Raw genomic sequence first — 21199 nt, 5'->3', positions numbered from 1 at the left:
AATTAAATTAAAAATTAGAACGTATTAAGGTTAAGCTTATGGCATTTATAGACAGTAAAAATCAGACCGCAGGGTCAAATACACAGCAACAACCAGCCGCTAAAGAGACCAAGCCAGCGGTAGAGTTGGCAGTATTTAATTTGGCCAGCCTGACGCATACAGAAGACCATAAGTTTATCGCCCATCAAATCCAAAACTATTTACAGGCTTGTGGAAACACCAGCCTAGAACAGATCAAAGCAAGCGCCAATGTACCAACAGTCGCCAATATCTTTGCATTATCCGGCAGTGTATTAGACCTTATTTTACTTGCCACTGAACCCAAGCAAGCTGAGGCAGGGGTACAACAATCGGCATTGTTAAGCATGAACTTAATCGGTTTATTTTTACAACCGAATACAGAAGCACATGTGCGTATGGCTTTACGTCCAATGCTGGGTTTAATGGCAGAATGTTTATACCCAGCCAATGGCAAAATCAAAGAAGCTGACTTACGTCGGATGCAGCTACACTTAAATGCGCAGATGGCTGGCGATTTAGAAAAATTCCTACAAGAAACACAAGGTAAATTATCAGGTTTATTGTCGAGTGCAACGACACTAGGGACTTCAATTCTGCAAGCTTTTAGCAGCAGTGCTGTAGCTGGATTGCCTAGCGTTGCTTCAGCGGGAGCCACAGCTGAAAAACGTGATCCCAGCAAGCAGTTTAGCAACTGGGCACAGCCATTGATTGATTTGTTGGGTACACCTGCACAAGCTGATATGACCGCAAAGATGACCCCGAATATCGCAACACGATTAACAGAAGAAGTGCTTAAGGCGACACCACAACTTGCTACAGTGATTCAACAACAAAGTAATGCAGGAACTCAATATAGCCTTGCTTGGTTGATTCAAGAAACCCTAAAAGCCATCCAAACTCAAGGTAAAAAAGCCACAGCCAGTGTGCCGTTAAACCAAACAGGCAAACATGAGCAGCATATCAATGGTGATATTTTAGAGTTTGTCACCTTACAACCTGATGCCTTAAATGATCCGATTTGCGCAACATTGGCTGACGATCAAAGTTCTAAAACGGATAAAAGTATTAGCTATGCGATTGGTGCGGAGCGGGTTAATCATTCAGACTTTTACTTGCCTAAAGTTGGTTTTGCCTTTAGTCGTCAATATAACTCTCAAATGAATGAGTTTGATCACAGTATGATCGGCGCACGTTGGATGATGCCATTTTCCAATGTGATCATACAAAACCAAAATGGGTATTTATTTATTGACAGCAATGGACGTAAACACCAACTGCCTGCTTCGATCGTCTATGAAAAATATCAGGTACCCTTTGAAGGCTTTAGTGTCGCACCACATGACGATGGGGATTTATTGCTGAATTTTGGTTCAGACTGGAATTTCCATTTTCATAGTTTTAATGCTGGAAAACATTATCACCTCGTTCAACAATTTAATGATCAGACTGATGAAAAAGTAGTACTGACCTATTTATTGTTTGAACAATTTGCCTATTTACAGGCGATTGATTTTCAATTGAAGCGTGCTAAACATTTAGTCAAATTTGCTTTTAATGAACAAGCCAAAGTCATTGCCGCATTTGTCGATGATCAAGTGGAAGCATTGGCACGTTATGAATATGATCAACAAGGCAATCTGATCAAAGCCATTGATCAAAATGGACATACACGCAGTTATGAGTATAACCATGCCCATCAATTGACCCGTTATACAGATCGTACTGGACGTGGGCAAAATATTCGATATGAATCTACTGCACCCAAGGCCAAAGCGATTGAGGAGTGGGCAGATGATGGCAGTTTTAAAACCCGTTTAGAATGGCATCCACGTTTGCGTCAAGTGGCAGTCTATGACGCTTATGATGTTCCGACCTATTATTATTTTGATTTAGATGGCTTTACCTATCGTACTCGTTTAGCCGATGGTCGTGAAAAGTGGATATCTCGAGATAGTCAAAAACGGATTACGCGTCAAATTGATTTTGCAGGCTTAGAAACGGAACAAGCTTATAATGAACTAGGTCAATTGGTGAAAATTGTACAGCCAAATGGTGGCATTATCCTGTTTGCCTATGATGAAAATGGTAATCTGACTGAAACTAAGGACCCAGAAGGCAATATCTGGAAAAAACAATATGATGCTGATGGCAATGTCAGCAAAGACATTAATCCTTTAGGGCATATCACCCAGTATAAATATAATAATGACAACCAATTAGTTGAAGTAGTTGATGCCAAAGGCGGCTCAAAGAAAATTCAATATAATGATCTTGGGCAGATGGTGTCGTATACCGATTGTTCAGGGAAAAGTAGTGCTTGGGAATATGATGAAGACGGTACACTGACCGCACAAGCTGCTGCGGATGCACAACAGGTCCAGTATCTCTACAGTACTCAAGGTAAAGACCGAGGGCAGTTACAAGCAATCATTTATCCTGATGGATTAAAAGAACAATTTGAACATGATGAAGAAGGGCGTTTACTTAAGCATACTGATAGTAAAGGCTTAATCACCCAATATAAATACAATCAAGTCGGGCTATTAGCGCAACGGGTCGATGCCAATAGACACCAAATCGGCTACCAGTGGGATAAACAAGGTCGAATTCAAAAACTAAGCAATCAAAACCATGCCGAATATCTATTTGACTATAATCGTTTTGGGCAATTGGTGCGTGAACAAGCCTTTGATGGTGAAGAAAAGCATTTTACATATCATGACAATGGATTTTTATTTCAAATCCGCCAACCCAATATTCTGACTCAATTCGGCTATCATATGGATGGTTCGATCGCGTCAAAGACTTATACCCATTTGCAGACTCGGCATAGCCAAGTTGAAGAATTTGAATACAACTTAAATAACCAACTCAGCAAAGCGACCAATACAGAAAGCCAAATTGATTTTTATCGCAATCAACTTGGACAGTTGGTACGTGAGCATCAACACTATAAAGTACCGAATCTAACGCCACTCACAGCAGTATTACGTTATGAGTACGATGAATTGGGGAATTTGACTCAAACCATTCGTCCTGATGGACAAGTACAAGCCAATCTAAGTTATGGATCGGGGCATATTTATGGTATTGCTTTTAACAAACAAGATATGGTGGCATTCCAACGTGATGATTTACATCGTGAAACCACGCGACTGCTGGCCAATGGTTTAGTGCAAACTAAGAATTATAATGATGTGGGCTTACTCAGCTCACAAATCATTCGCCCAGAACAAGAAACAACGGACAGGGTACAATTTCAAGCAGAACGTCATTATCACTATGATAACAACTATTTGCTGACTCAAGTTGATGATAGTCGTTTAGGTAAGTTAAATTACCAATATGATCCAATCGGGCGTTTAATCAAAAGCCAAAACCCATATAAATCTGAAAGCTTTAGTTTTGATCCTGCGGGGAACTTGATTGATCCGATTGCCACTCAAGCTGCGCAAGTAAAAAATAACTTGATTAGCCAGTATCAAGGCAAACATTATAAATATGATGCACAGGGCAATGTGATTGAAACCACTCAAGCCGGTCAGACCTTAAAACTCACTTGGGATAACTTAAATCGTCTGATACAAAGTGACAACAATGGTCAAATTACTGATTATGGTTATGATGTTTTTGGCAGACGATTATTTAAGAATAACCAAACAGACCACAGCCTAACCTTATTTGGTTGGGATGGTGATGTGATGGTGTGGGAATCAGTGAAATCATCAAAAGCTCAAACTGATTATACTAAGCACTATCTCTATGAACCGAATAGTTTTGTACCATTATTACAGACAGGTTATGCTGGCTTTATTAAACTGATAGAAACACCTGACTATCGCCAATTCCAAAACGTACCTTATTCGATTTATAAAGATCCAGTATGGAAAACTGAAACCAGAAAGAACAAAGCTGAATTAGAACGTGTTGCCTTTTACCACTGTGACCAAGTCGGTACTCCACAAACTTTAAGTAATGAGCTAGGGGAATGTGTCTGGGAAATTAAACAGGATACATGGGGCACAGCTTTAGAAATAAATACAAGTGATAATCTGCTTGAGCAAACCAACTTAAGATTTCAAGGGCAATATTACGATAAAGAAACAGGGTTACACTATAACCGTTATCGTTATTATGAACCGTATAGTGCAAGGTATGTGAGTAAAGACCCAATTGGGTTAAAAGGTGGTTTAAACAATTCTACTTATGTAAGTGATCCAAATCAATGGATTGATCCGATGGGGTTAAATGAATCACTCGGAAGTGCGATGAAAGAGGCTTTTGTAGATAGAATACCTGGTTCACAAGTACCAAGTAGATTAAAAAATAAACCGGCTGCAGTTCAAATGACAGATCGAGTTTTAACTGGTATGAATGCAAATGTCACTGCTGCTGCTTTAGTTGGAGTTAGTGCTTCTGCATCATATGATGGAAATGGAAAATATAGTGTGAAAGGTGGGAATACATATGGGATAGCGTTGGAAGCAACAACCACTAGAGAAGTATTAAATGCTGGTAATTTAAAAGATGGGAAATATTATGAAGCGTGTGCAAGTGCAGGCGCAGGATTGGCAGTGAGTGTATGTGGAGGTTACTCAATGAATGGTGGTTTTTATGGAAATATTGCCTTGGGTGTTGGGTTAGGAGCATCTTTAAGTGGAGTTAGCGGAGAAAAAAGATCATATGACCCTTTAGCCCCGAAAACAGTAATCGATCATGAGCAATTAAAAAGAAATCAACAAATGCTTCCACGGGCTCCCTTAAATTTTGGGGGATTAAGATAAATGTCAGATGGATTTATTTTATTTTTATTTTTATCGTCACTGCTTCTGTATGTTATTTTATTTTGTATAGTTCGATTTTATTTGTTTAAATATTTTATTAGTAAAAATATTGCAAAAGATTATTTGGATTTCAACTTGAAAAGTTTTCAACATACTAAGTATCTTTATAAAATAGTTTTTAAAAATTTTGATAATCATAATTTTTATGCAAAAAGACTAAAATTTTTATATTTTATACAGATTTGTTTTTTATTAATTTTTGTTTTTTCATTTTTTTTAATGCTGAGTTGATTTATGAGATTATATGTTATTTTGTTTTTTTTAACTTGGTCTGATATTTTATATGCTAAATGTATTAAAGTTGATGATTTGAATGAAAAGGAAATAATGATAATGAGTTTATACTCTTTGCAGGGAAATCAAAATAAAATTGATGAAGATATTAAAAAAATGAAAGTTGGTTATTATGTGGATTGTTATGATGGATATTCATATTTGATTGGAAAAGATAGATTGAAAAATTATGAGCTTGCTGAGTTTTATTTAAATAAATCTGCTAATTATTGTTTTTCACCAGCCCACTATTCACTAGGTTATTTGTATTATTTAAAAGGAAATTTAATAAGTGCTAAAAAATGGTTTACTTCGGCGAAGGAACTTGGGGATAATTTAGCTGCACATCAGTTAGGCACTATCTATAAAAATGAAAAAGAAACAGAAAAAATGATGGAAAATTTATTGTTTGCTGACAGTAATGGTTTTACACCCTCTATTACAGAATTAGGAGTAATTTATTATGATGGCACTTTAGTTAAAAAAGATTTAAAAAAAGCATTTAATTACTTTGAGAGATCTGCTTTAAAAAATGATCCATTAGCTCAAAATAATTTAGGATGGATGTATGAGCATGGTGAAGGAACTGCAAGGAATGTAGATAAAGCAGAATATTGGTATAAAATAGCTTCAGAAAATGATTTTAGTTTAGCTACTGAAAATTTAAAGCGCTTAAAAAATATTATTATTCAAAAGGGTATTACTACATTTTAGTAACACTATTATTTATAGTGATAAAACCGTCAAATCACAAACTATGGTTATGATGTTTTTGGTAGACGATTATTTAAGAATAACCAAACAGACCACAGCCTAACCTTATTTGGTTGGGATGGTGACTTAATGATATGGGAGTCATATCAAGCAAACCAAAATCAATTAAAACAGCAAGACTACACCAAACACTATGTCTATGAACCGAATAGCTTTGTACCGTTATTACAGACTGGTTATACAGGCTTTATTCAGCTGATAGAAACACCTGACTATCGCCAATTCCAAAACGTACCCTATTCGATTTATAAAGATCCTGTATGGAAAACTGAAACCAGAAAGAACAAAGCTGAATTAGAACGTGTTGCTTTTTATCACTGTGATCAAGTCGGTACACCACAAACTTTAAGTAATGAGCTAGGCGAGTGTGTTTGGGAAATCAAACAGGATACATGGGGCACTGCTTTAGAAATAAATACAACAAACCAAGACAATCCATTGGAACAAAGTAATATTCGTTTTCAGGGGGCATGAGCAAAGATCGAGCAATGCTCGGTCTGAAGCGCAAGGATAAGGAAACAGGGTTACACTATAACCGTTATCGTTATTACGAACCGTATAGTGCAAGATATATGAGTAAAGACCCCATAGATTTATACGCAGGATTGAATCACTACAGTTATGTAATTAATCCAACTTTGTGGGTAGATGCTTTGGGATTGCAAGTAACCTATGGTGGAGAATTTATCGGTTTAAGTCGTCAAGCTTCAGCAAATTTAGAATACGAAGGTTATCGAAATTATGACTGTTGGATGAAGACAGGTGGTATTTGTCGGTTTCAAGGTCCTCCGTTGTTCGATTATGTTTATTGTTCGGGAGGGGTAGACCCCTTTGCTTACGCGGAGATTACTAACCTACATAATGGTAACGTATTTCAAGTAGGTGCATCATCAAGGCCAGATGTAAAAGGTGCTAAAGCGATAGGTAAGAATGCTGTGATGGTGCTTGATGGAAGTAAAAAACTAGGTGCTTCTGATCTTACAAAATTAAAAGGTAAGTTTTCGGCTAGTTGTGGCAGGTTATATTTTTAATAAACCAGTAAAGGATTGTGAAGTAAATAATACAGATGCATTTTTAACTGGTTTAGCAGGAAGTGCAAGTGGTGGTATATGGGGAGTACGTGCAGGTTTAGTATTACCTATTGATACAAGTTCTACATCGGTTAGTGAAAAAGTTAAAGCTTATTTTGCCTCTAAAACGATGAAAGGTTTTGAAATTGGGGTTGGTACACCAGGAGCTGATTTTAATGTTGGATATGGTGTTGAAGCTCAAGGTCGTTCACTTACAGAGAAAATTAGGGATTAAATATGAAATTTTGCAGTTTAAGTTTTTTAATATGTTCTATGATCACTTTAATAGGATGCAGTAGTAATAAAATTTATAATGAACCTTCAGATAAATACCCTTTTGATGAAAAAATGAAAACTGTTTTAGGTGAAAATTTGGACGTTATTGATTCATTACGAAGAGCAGAAGTACAAGTTTCATATTTTGATCTAAAGGGTTATAATAATAGTCAGAAAATATTAGAAATAACAAATTTACTAGAAAAAGATGGATGGATGCTTAAAGGAAAAGGAGTAGGCGTTAATACATATTGTTTAGGTTTGAATAATCGTATCAATGTAGTAATTGTTGGGAATGGGGAACTTTATGATTTTAAAGGTGGAAAATTACCAAAAAATAATGTCGATGGTGTTTTGTATTCTTACAATAAATGGGGTGATGATCTTTGTAAATAATTACTGATTATGGTTATGATGTGTTTGGTCGCCGATTATTTTAGAATTACCAATCAGCCTACAGTCTAAACTTGTTTGGTCGGGATGGTGATCTGATTGTATGGGAATCAGTGAAATCATCGAAAGTTCAAACTGATTATACTAAGCTCTATGTTTATGAACCAAATAGCTTTGCACCGCAATAGTTATAAGTGTCGGAACAGGTGGTATTGGATTAATCGTTATAGAGATGCTGCATTGTTGCTGTTTGAATAGGGGGAGGTAAGGTTGGTTAAATTATGGGAAATGGCGTAGATAAAAATATAGAAAGAGTGATTAATTAGAATGTTAGAAAAGTATTTGGAAATAATTTTTGCAGTAGTTGGGTCTCTTTGGATCTCTTGTGCATTGATTTCTAGTTTCAAAAGTTATGTATATGTTAAAAAAAATCTTAGTGCTATATCTAAATTACTTTTCGAAAATCCTAAATATTTTAAAAGTTAGCTTTAACTAATTTTTTTTTGATCGAGACAACAATAGGAATTATTGCGGCAGCTAGATTCAGAGAACTAAAAGTATTAAAAAGAGATACAGTTTTTTCTAAAGGGTTATTACCATTAGCACCTAGCCTCAATGATAAAAACCTTAATCTATTATTACAGAATCATGGAGATTGGTATAAGTCTGTTGTACAAAATATAATTTTTTCGTCTATTTGCTTATCAATATTAACGATATTACTCTTCGTGCCAAAATAATATTGAAAATTAACTTATATCAAAAACCAAGACTTCAACTTTGTCGTAGCCCATTTATAGAGATGATATTGAGCTAGTCGTTATTGGTGCTTACGCTGTTACTGGAGGAATAGCCGGAGATTGGCTAGGTGAAATGGTTGGATCTGGTGCTGATCGAAGTATAGAATGGATGACTAAATAAAATGCTGGAAAATACTTTAAAAATAATACTAACTATCACAACCTTACTTTTGTTTGTTAGCTATCCAATTGCTGTATTTAAAAGCTATAAATATGTTAAAAAAAATCTTCATTCTCTCTCTAATCTATTTTTTGGAGATCCCAAATATTATAAAAAATTAGATTGGGCGAATCACTTACAAATAGAAATGGCTGTAGGAGCTATTGCTGCTTTAAGATTTAGGGAGTTAAAAATACTTAAAAGAAACTCAGTTTTTTCTAAAGGATACTTGCCTTTATCTCCTAATCTCAATGATAAAAACCTTAATTTATTATTCAGAGATCATGGTAAATGGTATAAGTCTGTTACAAGAAATATCACTATTTCATCATTTTGTTTGCTAATTTCAACAATCATTTTTTTTATTTTAAAACAAAATTAAAATATCTCAATTTAAACCCATGACTATACTTTATAAGCTCAAGAAAATTTAAACAGCATGTAGCCTCTAAATTACTTTATAAAGTAACAAATTCTATGAGCCAATCAATGAACCTGAACTTATAATAAAGTTATAAACACTAGGACAACGATAATGCTAAAGAAAACGTTCTTTATATTGTTAAGTAGTACAATTTTTACAGTATATGCAACTCCTGATTTTTTAAGCTATAAAAATTGTAGTTCGCTAAATTTAAGTGATGAAAATTTTAGTCTTTCATCGAAAGATGTCTTTCCTGAATATTCATACATCACTAAAAAATATAACTTTTTGACCTTACCGATTTCAGATCATGATCAACGCTACTGTTTAATTATCAATAATAAAAATAAAGTGATTGTGGATGCTATTCCAACAATGTTAAGCGGTATGTGTGCTGGAAAGTGGGATAAGCAAAAGGATCTACCTATTTGGGAGGCTGATGTAGGTGGGGGAAGAGGCACAGTTGTTTATATGAATTATTCAACAAGCCAAAATTTAAAGAAATTGAAAAAGTCTGAGAAATTAGAAATAGATGAAATAATTAAAAGTATAAATTGTCAATTGCCTGTATATAGCAAAAATGATGTTCAAGAGCTTAATGATTCTGCATTTTATTTATATAAATTAGGTTATTATAATGAATCTTTAAACATTTTAAACCGTGTTATAAAGCTAGATCCAAGTAGAGCAGTAGCTTACTTAAATATAGCCGATATTTATGTCGCACAAAAAAATGAACCGATCGCTAGAAAAAACTACGCTCTATATTATGCAGAGATGAAAAAATTAGGTCTTTTAAGCAAAGTGCCAAATAGAATTAAAAAATACCTATAGTTAGGTTTTTTAGAGAAGATTTTTCTCTAATTATTTTATATCCATTAGGAAAATTCGCAAAGACTCCGGCAGGTATTCCATTAAGCTATGATGACATTAATGTCTGGCAGATTTCTGTTTATAAAAGTACATCAAAGTTAGCTGCATGTAATCAAAATTAAAACGATTTTATTGATTTTAAGACGCTTTGATTTGAATCGTTGTCATAAGTTTGGTTTTTCAATAAAACCTAAAAATCACAGATTTTTTACTCCCTTACTATCATTTAATCAATCCGCATTAAACACAGTCTGTAAATTCCGACTTTATAGTTTGCCCATTGTTTGTTGTACATAAACTCTTCATTTTTATATGAGGTTAAACAAGGATGTACAACAATGAAGAAGATATTTCTAGTTATAGGTTCAATGGGGCTTTTGGTCAGCATGCCTAGTTTTGCAGCAGATTTAAGTATAGGTGACCCTAAAACAGAATCAGGTGAACTTAAACTTTCTGGCGCAATCCGTACCCGATATATGTACAAAGATTATATCGTTGAGGCAAATGAAGGTTCTAAAAACAAGGATTGGCAGCTTGCAGATATTAAAACAGTATTGAGTTATGAAAATCCAAATTGGATTGCCTCATTAGATCTACGCTGTTACCAATACAGCCGTTTATGTGATGGATTATTTCTAAAAGATGCTTGGACTGGATATAAAATTTCAGACCAACAACGCTTTACCGTGGGCTTTCAATCAGTTGATTTTGGATTTGGTCGACTGTGGGGCAACAGCTATTATGAGACCTTGCTAAATACCGTTGGCTTAGAAGATATTCAAAATCTAGGTGCGAAGTATCAGTTTAAAAATGATCAATACAATTTTATTTTAGGTTTTTACCCAACAGATGGTGGTAACTATACAGGGACATCCAAAGACGCAAGTCGCTATAGTGGCAACTTTGTTCAAGCCGATGATTTAAGCCAAGGCACAGATATCGATGAAAAAAATATGTGGGTGACTCGCTTATCTAAAAAATTTGAGTTGGACCCAGCGCAAAAGTTTTCAACTGAGATTGGTGGTTCATTCTGGTACTCAGATCTGGAAAATAATCGCACGCAGCAAGACGGTCATCGAAGTACATGGAGTGTATTTAGTACAACCAATTATCAAGCATGGCAATGGCTTTTCCTTGCAGGTGAACAGAACATTAAAAATGCCGATAATCTACTGCCAAATAGCTCAACCATCGGGGCATTTGATTATCCCTACCAAGTGGCCAATAAAGGTAAATTTATGGCCAATGAAATTAATTACACCTTGGCACAGCCTTTTTATCAGTTAGAAAATATTAAACCTTATCTGTCCTATAGCCGTTTCTTTAAAGATCAGAAGAGCTATCAAGATTCAGATCGTTTAATTGCGGGGGTGTATTTTAATTACAAGGCCGTAGGAATTCAGGGTGAATATATTTGGAGTCGTAATGATCCAATGACAGGCGGGAGTGCCAATGGTCTAGCACAAGGCGACAGTAATCAGTGGAATAAATTATTTTACTTATCACTTGGTTATTACTTCTAAAATTAACATTGAAGATCAACCAGTCTATTTAAAAAGGCTGGTTCTTTCGGTTCTGCCTACGCCAGCTACTCTTAGGAATAGTTGGTACTTAGGAATAAACGGCTTTTAGTATTAGGCGACTCTTAGGACCAATGCCCCGATTAAAATAATACATGACGAGATAATACGTATCGTATTAACTTGCTCTTTGAGAATAAAGATCGAAATTAGCGTAGCAAATAAAATTGAGGTTTCACGTAGTGCGGCAACAATCGCAACTGGTGCAAGTGTCATCGCCCACAATGCGAGTCCATAAGAGAAAAATGAGCCAATCCCACCGATTAAACCGAAATGCCAATTATGACGAAAATAATCACCCATCTGGCGATACTGCATTTTCAAGGCAAATATAAAAAAGATCAGACCTGAGAGCACAAAGCTCCATAAGATATAAGAAATGGGTGATCCTGAGAGACGAATCCCATGACCATCCACCAAGGTATAGCCAGCAATCAAGACCGCATTGAGTAAGGCTAAACCAATCCCTTTTCGTCCCGTTTGAGAGCTTGCTAAGATCATGGATAAAATGCCAATCGAAATGGTAATGATCCCAACCCACGCATTGAATTCCAGTGTTTCATGTAGCAAAAATGTCCCCAAAACTGCCACAATAAGCGGAGCAGTACCGCGCATCAGTGGATAGCTTAGTCCCATGTCAGCGACACGATAGATTTTGGCAACCATGCCAAAATAGAGAATTTGTATTCCCGTTGAGGCTAAAATATAAGGCCAGCTAGCGCGATGTGGTAGCGGGAAAAAGGGCAGTAGAAGCGCTGCTAAAACTGCTGCTGATGTAGTCACCAATACAGTGGTTAAAAATTTATTTGAGCCTGCTTTTACAATAGCATTCCAAGTGGCGTGAAATGCCGCTGCGATTAAAATAAGGCCAAATATTGCCGTACTCATATGCTACCTGCTTTTTCATGATCGGGTTAATGTGCATGATGTTGATGGAAAAAGAAAGCAGGCAGCTTATCGTAATTATAGAAATACTTTTTCTGTATTCGGTTGAGTCAGTTCAACCGCTTGAACCTGTTGTCCACGCGATAGGTTCTGAACATGCTGCAATCGATGGAGCAGTTCATTTTGTATAAACAGGATACAAGTCTGTAATTTAGACGAGCTTTTTAGCCGTGAAGGATAGACCGCCCATACATCGGCATCTTGCCAGTACTCAGGCAAAATATGCTGTAACTGACCACTAATCAGCTCATCAGCAACATCCCAAATTGAACGTAAGATAATGCCATGACCTTCAACTGCCAATTGATGAATAATTTCACCATTATTGGATATAAAGCGAGGAGTAACATGTACGGACATATCTTCCGAAGCATGTCGTAATTTCCATAACACCGAGGATTGATCACGCTCACTGATGGTTAAGCAATCATGATTGCGCAAATCATCTAAGCTTTTAGGCATACCATTTTTGACTAAATAGCTTGGTGCAGCACAAAAAATTCGGAAGTTTGAAACCATTTTTTTGGCAATCATATTGGGTGCAATTTCATTACCAATCCGAATATCTAGATCAATACTGTGTTGAATTAAATCTTTCGTATTATCAATCGTATCAAACTGAATTTCTAATTTTGGATACATGGTCATTAGCTTCGATAGGATCGGTGCGACGTGTTTGCGTCCAAAACCAAAGCTACTGACAATATCAAGATGTCCAGTAGGGGTACTCAATGGGTTATTGACTAACTCACTAATTTCATCGAATTCATTCAAAATATGAACAACTCTCTCCAAAATCAGTTTGCCATCTTCAGTCAAACTGACATGACGAGTACTGCGATGAAACAACTTACAGTTTAAATTGTTTTCTAAAATATTGATGCGCTTACTAATAAATGCAGGTGAAACACCCAGTTCTTCCGCAGATGCAACAAAACTTTTGCGTTTCGTTACTGTGCAAAAAACCTTTAAATCCGATAGGTTAGGTAGATTGTTCACGATCCGTGTCCATTGGGGTGATAGTTTTATTATTGATCATTTTTGCTGAAAATAGCATGTTTACTTCTAAGGATATTAACCAAAGGTGTTAGGGAGCGTTATGGCAAAAAAGTATAAAGTTGCGACGATTGCAGGCGATGGAATCGGATTAGAAGTTCTACCAGAAGGGATTAAGGTTGTAAAGGCTGCTGCAGACAAATATGGCATAGCGATACAGTTCGATGCATTTGAGTGGGCAAGTTGTGATTATTATCTTGAACACGGCAAAATGATGCCAGACAACTGGTTTGAAATTTTACAGCAATACGATGCAATTTTCTTTGGTGCTGTGGGCTGGCCAGAAAAAGTACCAGATCATATTTCTCTTTGGGGGTCTTTGCTACAGTTCCGTCGTCGTTTTGACCAATATGTGAATTTACGTCCAGTACGTTTAATGCCTGGGGTGAAATGCCCACTTGCAGGTAAAAAACCAGGAGATATTGATTTCTACGTGGTCCGTGAAAATAGCGAAGGTGAATACTCTGCGATTGGTGGTAAGGCTTTTGAAGGTACTGAGCGTGAGTTTGTTTTACAAGAAGCTGTGTTTACCCGTCATGGTGTAGATCGCATTTTGAAATATGCTTTTGAGTTTGCCAATCAACGTGAGGCTAAAAAAGTTACCGCTGCAACCAAATCAAATGGTATTGCAGTCAGTATGCCGTACTGGGATGAACGTGTTGATGCGATGGCAAAACAGTATCCGCAAATCAAGGCAGACAAACAGCATGTCGATATTTTGGCCGCTCGTTTTGTATTACAGCCTGAACGTTTTGATGTGGTGGTTGCTTCAAACTTATTTGGTGATATTTTGTCGGATTTGGGACCTGCATGTACAGGAACGATTGGTTTAGCCGCTTCTGCAAACTTAAATCCAGAACGTAATTTCCCATCGTTATTTGAACCTGTACATGGTTCTGCACCCGATATTTATGGTCAAAAAATTGCCAATCCAATTGCTGCAATCTGGTCTGGTGCAATGATGTTGGATTTCTTGGCAGATGGCGACGAACAGGTGGTTCAAGCAGGCCAAGAGATTATGCAGGCGATTGAACATGTATTGTTACATGGCCCGAAAACACCAGATGTGGGTGGAACAGCCAAAACGGGCGAAGTTGGAGATGCGATTGCAACATTTGTAACACATCAAAAAATGGACTTATTCGCGATGGAGTAATCGCCCTTAGGGAATAAACAATCAGGATCCAAGATGGATTGAATGGATATGGATAATCAAAATACAAAACTTTATACAGATAAGACACTTGCAATAACCAGTCTTGCCGTAGTGTTTATTTCGGTGGCTGGTTTGGCAATTTACTCAACTGAATCTATACAGCTTGCTGCTCAATGGATGAAGTGGACAACATCTGTTTTTACCACACCAGTGCTGTTATTTACATTTTTGTCAATTATTTTTACTTTTGCTTTGGCGTTTAGTAAATATGGAAAAATCAAGTTAGGTGAAGGTAAGCCGCAATACACTACCATGTCATGGATTTTCATGTTCATTTTATCGGGTATTGGTTCTTCGACCTTATATTGGGGCTTCTTAGACTGGGCTTATTATTATCAAACACCGGGTTTAAATTTAACCCCTGAATCTGCGGAAGCATTGAAATATAGCGTTGCTTACTCATTCTTTCATTCGGGATTGAGTGCTTGGTCGATCTATGCGCTAGCTTCAATTTCACTGTGTTATAGCTACCATGTCAGAAAGAATAAAGGCTTGAGTTTGGCTTCAATGATTGAAGCGGTCACTGGCTTTAAGGCAACCGGACCTGTTGGGCGTCTTGTCGATCTGATGTTCTTGTTGTGTATGTTCGGTGCTTTAACGATTTCTTTGGTGCTGACTGCGGTGACCTTTACCAATATTTTGTCGCAGTTGACAGGTATTCCCAATACTTTTATGACCAAAGTGGTGATTATTTTTGCAGTATCGATTTTATTCGCCCTAAGTTCTTATGTGGGAATGGATAAGGGCATGCAACGTCTCAGCCATATGGTGTGTTTAGGTGTGGTGTTGTTTGCGATTTATGTGCTGTGCTTTGGGCCGACCCAATTCATTATGAATAACTCGCTGATGAGCTTTGGCTTAATGGCAACCAATTTTGTCGATATGAGTTTATTTACCGACCCAATGGGCGATGGAAAGTTCACCCGTGAATGGACCGTATTTTATTGGTTATGGTGGATTTCTTATGCACCGGGTGTGGCGTTATTTGTAACGCGTGTTTCAAAGGGACGTACCATCAAAGAAGTGATTCTTGCCATGGTCATCGGCGGTAGCGTTGGTTTATGGTTCATCTTTGGGGTGTTTGAAAACTACAGTGTCTATAACTTTATTCACGGTATGGTCAATGTGCCACAAGTTTTAAGCCAACAAGGCGGTGAAGTTGCGATTAGCCAACTGCTTGGTTTATTGCCTGCTGGCAAACTGATGATGTGGATCTTCCTTGGAATTATGGTGATTTTTCTTGCAGCACATATGGATGCTGTGGGTTATGCGGTGTCAGCAACGTGTACCCGCGGTTTACGTGAGGGGCAAGACCCATCACCAAATGCGCGGTTGTTCTGGTGTGTGATGCTAACCCTTGTTCCGATTGCGATGATTTTCTCTAAAGCGCCTTTGGACACCATGAAAACTGCGACCATTGTGACTGCCTTGCCATTCATTGTGATTATTTTGATACAGACCTATGGCTTGGTGAAATGGTTGATTGAGGATTATTCAAAGGTTCCATCCCATCTGATTGAGCAAATGAGTTTTAGCGAGTTGGAATCTTTAGATCAAACAGACTCAAATAAACATATGCACATTGATGTTGCAATTGAACCCACTGCGGATAAAACCAGTCAAAAGGAATTGTCATGACACAACAACCGAGCATGCGCTATAGATTGAGTGAAGAAATGCAAAGTCTGGTGTACTGGAGCAGCATTTATTCGCCTGCGGATGATGATATCGATTCTATTCGGGCTGCGTATGATGCGATGTGCTTACATTACACCTTACCGCGTGATGGTACGGTCAATATTGAAGATAAAACTGTGCCGCAGCTCAATCATCCAGTGAATGTTCGGTTGTATTCACCACTGGGTGAAGCACCAGCAACAGGTTGGCCATGTATTTTATATCTTCATGGTGGTGGTTGGATGGTGGGGAATCTTGATTCACATGAGTTTATCACTCGCTATTTATGTCGTGATTTAAATGTTGCTGTGTTGAGTGTGGATTATCGCTTAACACCAGAACATCATTTTCCAGCTGCATATGAAGACTGTGAAACAGTATATCACTGGCTCTATCAACATGGTCTGCAATGGAAGATAAACCCAAATAAAATTGTTTTGATGGGGGACAGTGCGGGCGGTAATTTAGCGGCTGCACTTGCAGTGCAATTACAACATACAGGGGCTCAAGCCTGTGGTCTTGCAATGGTTTATCCATGTTTGAGTAGTCGTTTTGATACGGCATCCTGTCAGCAGCAAGCAGATGCACCGTTACTGTCAGTAACAGATATGCATGATTACTTGAAAGCCTATGCGCCAAATGCAAGCGATTGGCAGGACTTGCGTTTATCGCCACTGTTGGCACAGGATTTTTCCGATATGCCGTCTAGTTTTATCGCTGTCGCTGAGTATGACCCACTCTGTGATGACGGGCGTTTTTTTGCTGACAAGTTAAAACAAGCCAATATTGCAACCGAATTTTATTTCGGTAAAGGATTACTGCATGGCAGTTTACGTTTAGTCCGTGATTGTCCTGTGGTGCAAGATTTATATCAGCAAATGCTGAGTTCGTTAAAGCCAATGTTTAATTGATTTGAACATCAGCCAATTTTAATCAAAAGGTCGTTAGGACAAAAAAGAGTTTAATGGAGTAAAAGACATGAATGCAGTTGAAAAATTACCAGAAGATTTCTGTTCAAACCCGGACGTAGCTTGGACCTTTCCAAAAGTCTTCTATACATCTTCTCAGGTTTTTGAGCGTGAAAAAGAAGCAATTTTTGCAAAAAGCTGGATTTGCGTTGCACACGGCAGTGAGGTGGCGCAAGCCAATGACTATATTACTCGTAAGGTGATTGGTGAAAACATTATCGTGATTCGAGGTAAAGATAGTGTATTACGGGCTTTTTATAATGTCTGTCCACATCGTGGTCATGAATTGTTAAGCGGAAGTGGTAAAGCGAAGAACGTAATTACCTGTCCTTATCATGCATGGACATTCAAGCTAGACGGGAGTTTGGCGTTGGCACGTAACTGTGATCATGTTGAATCATTTGATAAACAAAACTCAACGATGGTACCGGTAAAAGTTGAAGAATACGCAGGTTTTATTTTTATTAACATGGATGAAAATGCCACTTGTGTTGAAGATCAATTGCCTGAATTTGCCCAAAAACTTAATGAAACTTGTGCTGTCATCAAAGATTTAAAACTTGCAGCACGCTTTGTGACAGAGACACCTGCAAATTGGAAAGTGATTGTAGATAACTATATGGAGTGTTATCACTGTGGACCTGCACATCCAGGCTTTGCAGATTCTGTTCAAGTGGATAAATATTGGCATACCACACATCAAAACTGGACTTTGCAGTACGGTTATGCACGCTCTTCGGAAAAATCGTTCAAGCTTGATCCATCTGTGAAAGATCCAACCTTTAGTGGCTTTTGGACATGGCCTTGCACCATGTTTAATGTACCACCAGGCGGTAACTTCATGACTGTGATCTATGAATTTCCTGTAGATGCTGAAACGACATTACAACATTATGATATTTACTTTACCAATGAAGAACTGACTCAAGACCAAAAAGATTTGATTGAATGGTATCGTAATGTCTTCCGCCCAGAAGATTTAAATCTGGTTGAAAGTGTGCAACGTGGCTTAAAGTCACGTGGTTATCGCGGTCAAGGGCGAATCATGACGGATAAGCAACGTTCGGGGATTAGTGAACACGGTATTGCTTATTTCCAAAACCTCGTTGCGCAATATCACAAGTAATCATTTAAAGGAGCCTCTCAAAACATCACTGGGGCGAACAGCTCAATCATGTGATTTTTAGAGAAGCTCTCAAGTTAAAGGTACGGCAAATGAAGCCGTACCTTGCTTTCAAACCATAGGATCATGACATGTCAAGTTTGCAAGGTAGTCCGCTATTTCAACAACGCGGATGGGTAAATGGTCAGTGGATCAATGCACAATCCAAGGCCACTGTACCCGTCACCAACCCAGCAACAGGTGAAGAGATTGGGCGTATTCCCAATATGGGGGCAGCAGAAGCAAGCCTCGCGGTTGATGCTGCATATCAAGCCTTAGCAACGTGGAAAGCCTTAACTGCACAAAAACGCGCAGATTTATTATTGGCTTGGTATCAGTTGGTATTGGCACATGCTGACGAACTGGCTCGTATCATGACCATTGAACAAGGCAAGCCTTTGGCTGAAGCCTTAGGTGAAGTGAAATATGCTGCTTCATTTATTCAATGGTTCGCAGAAGAGGGCAAGCGAGTTTATGGTGATGTGATTCCTACCACCAATAATCAACAGCGTTTTATCATTACCAAGGAACCTGTAGGTGTGGTTGCAGCGATCACGCCTTGGAATTTCCCAATCGCTATGATTACCCGTAAAGCTGCGCCAGCTTTAGCTGCGGGTTGTACGATTGTGATTAAACCTGCCAATGAAACCCCTTATTGCGCCTTGGCCATTGCCAAACTTGCAGAAATGGCAGGGATTCCTGCTGGGGTGATCAATGTTGTAACAGGTCAGTCACAAGAAATCGGTGCGGTATTTACCAGTCATGAAAAAGTAAAAAAACTAACTTTTACTGGTTCAACGCTTGTTGGTCGTTTATTGATGCAGCAATGTTCAGACACGATTAAAAAACTTGCGCTCGAACTCGGTGGAAATGCGCCATTGATTATTTTTGATGATGCAGATTTAGATAAAGCAGTACAAGGTGCAATTTTTGCCAAATTCCGTAATGCAGGGCAAACCTGTGTTTGTGCCAACCGTATTTATGTACATGACAAGGTTTATCAGGCATTTACTGAGAAATTTGTGCAAGAAGTTGAAAAATTTAAGATTGGCAATGGTCTTGAGGAAAATGTACAGATAGGCCCTTTAATCAATGAAAAAGCCGTCCTTAAAGCACAACAGTTGATCGATGATGCACGTAAAAAAGGTGCACAAGTGGCTTGTGGTGGTAAACAGCATGCACTTGGACAGACCTTTTTTGAACCGACTGTGCTTACAGATGTGGATCAAAGCATGGAAATTGTCAAAGAAGAAATCTTTGGGCCAGTTGCACCACTGATTCGATTTAGTGATGAAGCAGATGTGGTTGCTCAGGCCAATGACACCATTTTTGGTTTGGCCGCCTATGTGTATAGCGAAAGCATTTCACGGATCTGGCGTGTCGCAGAACAACTTGAATATGGCATGGTGGGGATGAACTCAACTGCAATTTCAAATGAAGTGGTTCCCTTTGGTGGCGTGAAGCAATCAGGGGTAGGCCGTGAAGGATCTAAGTATGGCTTAGAAGAATTCATGACCATTAAATATATGTGTTTAGGGCTATAGGATAAAGGCGTGTTGGACATTCATTGATGATCATTCAACACGCTGCCCCCCAATGAGAAAGCGCTTGAATAAGTACTTAACAAAGCAATATGTGGTAAAGAGGATTTAGACATGGCAAGTCATTATGAAATGTTTGCATCAGTGGTCACAGGGGTAGAGCAACTTACACCATTGATCAAACGGTTTACATTTAAACGTCAGGATGGACAAAATTTTCCTCAGTTTAATGGGGGCAGTCATATCATTGTTAAAATGAATGATCAGCTTTCCAATGCCTACTCACTGATGAGCTGTGCTCAGGATCTTAGCACTTACCAAGTATGCGTTCGTAAAGATGTAGAAGGTAAAGGTGGTTCGGTCTATATGCATGAGCAATGCAATGAAGGTTGTGAAATTCTGATTTCAGAACCTAAAAATTTATTTCCACTGGCTGAAAATGGCGCAAAACATATTTTAATTGCGGGTGGGATTGGGATTACGCCTTTTGTGCCGCAAATGGATGAATTGGCAGCACGTGGGGCAGATTACGAATTGCATTATGCTTATCGTTCGCTGGAGCATGCTGCGCTGTTGCAAGAGCTCAAACAAAAACATGCTGAACATATTTTTAGTTATGTCGATTCAGATGGGAAATGCCTTGACCTCGATCAATTAATTTCTGCACAGCCAAAGGGCACACATGTTTATGTCTGTGGGCCAAAGCCAATGATTGATGCGGTGATTGATCGTTGTAATTTTCATCGTTATCGAGATGAATATATTCATTGGGAACAATTTGCTTCAACCGTACCTGAAGATGGTGAAGCATTTACTGTGGTTTTGGCGAAATCCAATCAGCAAGTCGAAGTTCAAGGCAACCAGACTATTTTACAGGCAATTGAAGCATTGAATATTGATGTTGAGTGTTTATGTCGTGAAGGGGTGTGTGGTACCTGTGAAACTGCAATTCTAGAGGGTGAAGCAGAGCACTTTGATCAGTATTTGAGTGATGATGAAAAGGCATCACAGCAATCGATGATGATCTGTGTATCTCGTGCTAAAGGCAAAAGATTGGTATTAGATTTATAAATGATTATAAATGAAGCTTATGTTTTTATATGAACTTTTAGAAATTGTTGGATATTAATTCATTTTTTTGTACTT

General features: G+C 38.0%; 15 protein-coding genes and 2 pseudogenes. 15 read left to right on the top strand and 2 right to left on the bottom strand.

Going from position 1 to position 21199, the window contains the following annotated elements:
- Window positions 1-38 precede the first annotated feature (38 nt).
- From AC2G3J_RS12185 to AC2G3J_RS12145, 9 genes and pseudogenes are all read left to right on the top strand, one after another.
- On the top strand, window positions 39-4805 hold the full coding sequence (locus tag AC2G3J_RS12185; protein WP_483770039.1) for an RHS repeat-associated core domain-containing protein: 4767 nt from the start codon (window positions 39-41) through the stop codon (window positions 4803-4805).
- 294 nt (window positions 4806-5099) lie between these two features.
- Complete coding sequence (locus AC2G3J_RS12180; protein ID WP_483770038.1) at window positions 5100-5852, top strand: tetratricopeptide repeat protein; 753 nt, start codon at window positions 5100-5102, stop codon at window positions 5850-5852.
- A 24-nt stretch (window positions 5853-5876) separates the two neighbouring features.
- A pseudogene (locus AC2G3J_RS12175) lies at window positions 5877-6574 on the top strand (RHS repeat-associated core domain-containing protein); the annotation flags it as partial.
- 349 nt (window positions 6575-6923) lie between these two features.
- The gene (locus AC2G3J_RS12170) at window positions 6924-7217 is read left to right on the top strand and encodes a hypothetical protein (protein ID WP_336954788.1); all 294 of its coding nucleotides are present in this window, start codon (window positions 6924-6926) and stop codon (window positions 7215-7217) included.
- 2 nt (window positions 7218-7219) lie between these two features.
- Window positions 7220-7654 (top strand): hypothetical protein, encoded by a 435-nt coding sequence (locus AC2G3J_RS12165; RefSeq protein WP_483770037.1) that lies wholly within the window; start codon window positions 7220-7222, stop codon window positions 7652-7654.
- Window positions 7651-7839 (top strand): annotated as a pseudogene (locus tag AC2G3J_RS12160) (hypothetical protein); the annotation flags it as partial. The gene AC2G3J_RS12165 and the pseudogene AC2G3J_RS12160, both read left to right, overlap by 4 nt.
- A gap of 734 nt (window positions 7840-8573) precedes the next feature.
- On the top strand, window positions 8574-8993 hold the full coding sequence (locus tag AC2G3J_RS12155) for a hypothetical protein (RefSeq protein WP_419361265.1): 420 nt from the start codon (window positions 8574-8576) through the stop codon (window positions 8991-8993).
- Window positions 8994-9146: 153 nt separating this feature from the next.
- A complete protein-coding gene (locus AC2G3J_RS12150; protein ID WP_483770036.1) occupies window positions 9147-9869 on the top strand; it encodes a tetratricopeptide repeat protein in 723 nt (240 codons plus the stop codon).
- A gap of 377 nt (window positions 9870-10246) precedes the next feature.
- Entirely contained in the window at window positions 10247-11431 is a 1185-nt protein-coding gene (locus AC2G3J_RS12145) for a TonB-dependent receptor (RefSeq protein ID WP_483770035.1), read from the top strand.
- 111 nt (window positions 11432-11542) lie between these two features.
- Here the strand turns inward: AC2G3J_RS12145 and AC2G3J_RS12140 are convergent, their stop codons facing one another.
- Both AC2G3J_RS12140 and AC2G3J_RS12135 read right to left on the bottom strand, forming a co-directional pair.
- Window positions 11543-12376 carry a DMT family transporter gene (locus AC2G3J_RS12140; protein ID WP_483770034.1) on the bottom strand — a complete coding sequence of 278 codons (834 nt, stop codon included), beginning with the start codon at window positions 12374-12376 and terminating at the stop codon, window positions 11543-11545.
- Window positions 12377-12451: 75 nt separating this feature from the next.
- Complete coding sequence (locus AC2G3J_RS12135) at window positions 12452-13432, bottom strand: LysR family transcriptional regulator (protein ID WP_419361258.1); 981 nt, start codon at window positions 13430-13432, stop codon at window positions 12452-12454.
- Window positions 13433-13532: 100 nt separating this feature from the next.
- Here AC2G3J_RS12135 and AC2G3J_RS12130 point away from each other — a divergent pair, with 100 nt between their 5' ends.
- From AC2G3J_RS12130 to cntB, 6 genes are all read left to right on the top strand, one after another.
- Window positions 13533-14645: a tartrate dehydrogenase gene (locus tag AC2G3J_RS12130; protein ID WP_483770033.1), complete on the top strand. Its 1113-nt coding sequence runs from the start codon at window positions 13533-13535 to the stop codon at window positions 14643-14645.
- Between the two features lie 42 nt (window positions 14646-14687).
- A complete protein-coding gene (locus AC2G3J_RS12125; protein ID WP_336954779.1) occupies window positions 14688-16343 on the top strand; it encodes a BCCT family transporter in 1656 nt (551 codons plus the stop codon).
- Entirely contained in the window at window positions 16340-17293 is a 954-nt protein-coding gene (locus tag AC2G3J_RS12120; RefSeq protein ID WP_336954778.1) for an alpha/beta hydrolase, read from the top strand. The genes AC2G3J_RS12125 and AC2G3J_RS12120 overlap by 4 nt, the downstream gene beginning before the upstream one ends.
- Window positions 17294-17360: 67 nt before the next feature.
- Window positions 17361-18476: a carnitine monooxygenase subunit alpha gene (gene cntA, locus AC2G3J_RS12115; protein WP_336954777.1), complete on the top strand. Its 1116-nt coding sequence runs from the start codon at window positions 17361-17363 to the stop codon at window positions 18474-18476.
- Between the two features lie 128 nt (window positions 18477-18604).
- On the top strand, window positions 18605-20056 hold the full coding sequence (locus AC2G3J_RS12110; protein WP_483770032.1) for an NAD-dependent succinate-semialdehyde dehydrogenase: 1452 nt from the start codon (window positions 18605-18607) through the stop codon (window positions 20054-20056).
- 111 nt (window positions 20057-20167) lie between these two features.
- A complete protein-coding gene (cntB, locus tag AC2G3J_RS12105) occupies window positions 20168-21124 on the top strand; it encodes a carnitine monooxygenase, reductase subunit CntB (RefSeq protein ID WP_336954775.1) in 957 nt (318 codons plus the stop codon).
- Window positions 21125-21199 lie beyond the last annotated feature (75 nt).

The sequence above is a fragment of the Acinetobacter legionensis genome (assembly GCF_057165765.1).
Note: the sequence above shows the minus strand (reverse complement) of the source record. Positions and strands in the feature narration are given on the sequence as shown.

Bases quoted from the DNA above. Each gene is read 5' to 3' on its own strand.
- AC2G3J_RS12185 (WP_483770039.1), top strand. From the start codon at position 39: ATGGCATTTATAGACAGTAAAAATCAGACCGCAGGGTCAAATACACAG.
- AC2G3J_RS12180 (WP_483770038.1), top strand. From the start codon at position 5,100: ATGAGATTATATGTTATTTTGTTTTTTTTAACTTGGTCTGATATTTTA.
- AC2G3J_RS12165 (WP_483770037.1), top strand. From the start codon at position 7,220: ATGAAATTTTGCAGTTTAAGTTTTTTAATATGTTCTATGATCACTTTA.
- AC2G3J_RS12155 (WP_419361265.1), top strand. From the start codon at position 8,574: ATGCTGGAAAATACTTTAAAAATAATACTAACTATCACAACCTTACTT.
- AC2G3J_RS12150 (WP_483770036.1), top strand. From the start codon at position 9,147: ATGCTAAAGAAAACGTTCTTTATATTGTTAAGTAGTACAATTTTTACA.
- AC2G3J_RS12145 (WP_483770035.1), top strand. From the start codon at position 10,247: ATGAAGAAGATATTTCTAGTTATAGGTTCAATGGGGCTTTTGGTCAGC.
- AC2G3J_RS12140 (WP_483770034.1), bottom strand. From the start codon at position 12,376: ATGAGTACGGCAATATTTGGCCTTATTTTAATCGCAGCGGCATTTCAC.
- AC2G3J_RS12130 (WP_483770033.1), top strand. From the start codon at position 13,533: ATGGCAAAAAAGTATAAAGTTGCGACGATTGCAGGCGATGGAATCGGA.
- AC2G3J_RS12125 (WP_336954779.1), top strand. From the start codon at position 14,688: ATGGATATGGATAATCAAAATACAAAACTTTATACAGATAAGACACTT.
- AC2G3J_RS12120 (WP_336954778.1), top strand. From the start codon at position 16,340: ATGACACAACAACCGAGCATGCGCTATAGATTGAGTGAAGAAATGCAA.
- cntA (WP_336954777.1), top strand. From the start codon at position 17,361: ATGAATGCAGTTGAAAAATTACCAGAAGATTTCTGTTCAAACCCGGAC.
- AC2G3J_RS12110 (WP_483770032.1), top strand. From the start codon at position 18,605: ATGTCAAGTTTGCAAGGTAGTCCGCTATTTCAACAACGCGGATGGGTA.
- cntB (WP_336954775.1), top strand. From the start codon at position 20,168: ATGGCAAGTCATTATGAAATGTTTGCATCAGTGGTCACAGGGGTAGAG.